This window comes from Pseudomonas sp. TWI929 (genome assembly GCF_039673335.1).
In the GTDB taxonomy this organism is placed as follows: Bacteria; Pseudomonadota; Gammaproteobacteria; order Pseudomonadales; family Pseudomonadaceae; genus Aquipseudomonas.
In genome coordinates this window covers 1-2972 of the sequence record NZ_JBDJLK010000168.1, presented here as the reverse complement: position 1 = coordinate 2972, position 2972 = coordinate 1, and the positions used below count along the sequence as shown (strand labels likewise).

General features: G+C 51.6%; 1 rRNA gene. It reads right to left on the bottom strand.

The features are described 5' to 3' along the window. Positions 1 to 21: 21 nt before the first annotated feature. Positions 22 to 2914 (bottom strand): 23S ribosomal RNA (locus ABE456_RS28375). Between the last annotated feature and the right edge of the window lie 58 nt (positions 2915 to 2972).

Genomic DNA, 2972 nt, shown 5'->3' with positions numbered 1-2972 from the left:
AGCAAATTGCTTGGGTGTTATATGGTCAAGCCTCACGGGCAATTAGTATTGGTTAGCTCAACGCCTCACAGCGCTTACACACCCAACCTATCAACGTCGTAGTCTTCGACGGCCCTTTAGGGGATTCAAGATCCCAGTGAGATCTCATCTTGAGGCAAGTTTCCCGCTTAGATGCTTTCAGCGGTTATCTCTTCCGAACATAGCTACCCGGCAATGCCACTGGCGTGACAACCGGAACACCAGAGGTTCGTCCACTCCGGTCCTCTCGTACTAGGAGCAGCCCCTCTCAAATCTCAAACGTCCACGGCAGATAGGGACCGAACTGTCTCACGACGTTCTAAACCCAGCTCGCGTACCACTTTAAATGGCGAACAGCCATACCCTTGGGACCGGCTTCAGCCCCAGGATGTGATGAGCCGACATCGAGGTGCCAAACACCGCCGTCGATATGAACTCTTGGGCGGTATCAGCCTGTTATCCCCGGAGTACCTTTTATCCGTTGAGCGATGGCCCTTCCATACAGAACCACCGGATCACTAAGACCTACTTTCGTACCTGCTCGACGTGTTTGTCTCGCAGTCAAGCGCGCTTTTGCCTTTATACTCTACGACCGATTTCCGACCGGTCTGAGCGCACCTTCGTACTCCTCCGTTACTCTTTGGGAGGAGACCGCCCCAGTCAAACTACCCACCATACACTGTCCTCGATCCGGATAACGGACCTGAGTTAGAACCTCAAAGTTGCCAGGGTGGTATTTCAAGGATGGCTCCATGAGAACTGGCGTCCCCACTTCAAAGCCTCCCACCTATCCTACACAAGCAAATTCAAAGTCCAGTGCAAAGCTATAGTAAAGGTTCACGGGGTCTTTCCGTCTAGCCGCGGATACACTGCATCTTCACAGCGATTTCAATTTCACTGAGTCTCGGGTGGAGACAGCGCCGCCATCGTTACGCCATTCGTGCAGGTCGGAACTTACCCGACAAGGAATTTCGCTACCTTAGGACCGTTATAGTTACGGCCGCCGTTTACCGGGGCTTCGATCAAGAGCTTCGCTTGCGCTAACCCCATCAATTAACCTTCCGGCACCGGGCAGGCGTCACACCCTATACGTCCACTTTCGTGTTTGCAGAGTGCTGTGTTTTTAATAAACAGTCGCAGCGGCCTGGTATCTTCGACCGGCATGGGCTTACGGAGCAAGTCCTTCACCCTCGCCGGCGCACCTTCTCCCGAAGTTACGGTGCCATTTTGCCTAGTTCCTTCACCCGAGTTCTCTCAAGCGCCTTGGTATTCTCTACCTAACCACCTGTGTCGGTTTGGGGTACGGTTCCCAGTTATCTGAAGCTTAGGAGCTTTTCTTGGAAGCATGGTATCAACCACTTCGTCGCCTAAAGGCAACTCGTCATCAGCTCTCGGCCTTGAAATCCCGGATTTGCCTAAGATTTCAGCCTACCACCTTAAACCTGGACAACCAACGCCAGGCTGGCCTAACCTTCTCCGTCCCTCCATCGCAATAACTGGAAGTACAGGAATATTAACCTGTTTTCCATCGACTACGCTTTTCAGCCTCGCCTTAGGGACCGACTAACCCTGCGTCGATTAACGTTGCGCAGGAAACCTTGGTCTTTCGGCGTGCGAGTTTTTCACTCGCATTGTCGTTACTCATGTCAGCATTCGCACTTCTGATACCTCCAGCAAGCTTCTCAACTCACCTTCACAGGCTTACAGAACGCTCCTCTACCGCATCATCATAAGATGATACCCGTAGCTTCGGTGCATGGTTTGAGCCCCGTTACATCTTCCGCGCAGGCCGACTCGACTAGTGAGCTATTACGCTTTCTTTAAAGGGTGGCTGCTTCTAAGCCAACCTCCTAGCTGTCTAAGCCTTCCCACATCGTTTCCCACTTAACCATGACTTTGGGACCTTAGCTGACGGTCTGGGTTGTTTCCCTTTTCACGACGGACGTTAGCACCCGCCGTGTGTCTCCCATGCTCGGCACTTGTAGGTATTCGGAGTTTGCATCGGTTTGGTAAGTCGGGATGACCCCCTAGCCGAAACAGTGCTCTACCCCCTACAGTGATACATGAGGCGCTACCTAAATAGCTTTCGAGGAGAACCAGCTATCTCCGAGCTTGATTAGCCTTTCACTCCGATCCACAGGTCATCCGCTAACTTTTCAACGGTAGTCGGTTCGGTCCTCCAGTCAGTGTTACCTAACCTTCAACCTGCCCATGGATAGATCGCCCGGTTTCGGGTCTATACCCAGCGACTAAACGCCCTATTAAGACTCGCTTTCGCTACGCCTCCCCTATTCGGTTAAGCTCGCCACTGAATATAAGTCGCTGACCCATTATACAAAAGGTACGCAGTCACCTAACAAAGTAGGCTCCCACTGCTTGTACGCATACGGTTTCAGGTTCTATTTCACTCCCCTCTCCGGGGTTCTTTTCGCCTTTCCCTCACGGTACTGGTTCACTATCGGTCAGTCAGTAGTATTTAGCCTTGGAGGATGGTCCCCCCATATTCAGACAAAGTTTCTCGTGCTCCGTCCTACTCGATTTCATTGATAAGAGATTTTCGTGTACGGGGCTATCACCCACTATGGCCGCACTTTCCAGAGCGTTCCACTAATCTCAAATCAACTTAAGGGCTGGTCCCCGTTCGCTCGCCACTACTAAGGGAATCTCGGTTGATTTCTTTTCCTCAGGGTACTTAGATGTTTCAGTTCCCCTGGTTCGCCTCTTGCACCTATGTATTCAGTACAAGATACTCAGCTTATGCTGAGTGGGTTCCCCCATTCAGAGATCTCTGGATCACAGTCTGTTTGCCGACTCCCCAAAGCTTATCGCAGGCTACCACGTCTTTCATCGCCTCTGACTGCCAAGGCATCCACCGTATGCGCTTCTTCACTTGACCATATAACCCCAAGCAATCTGGTTATACTGTGAAGACGACATTCGCCGAAAATTCGCAT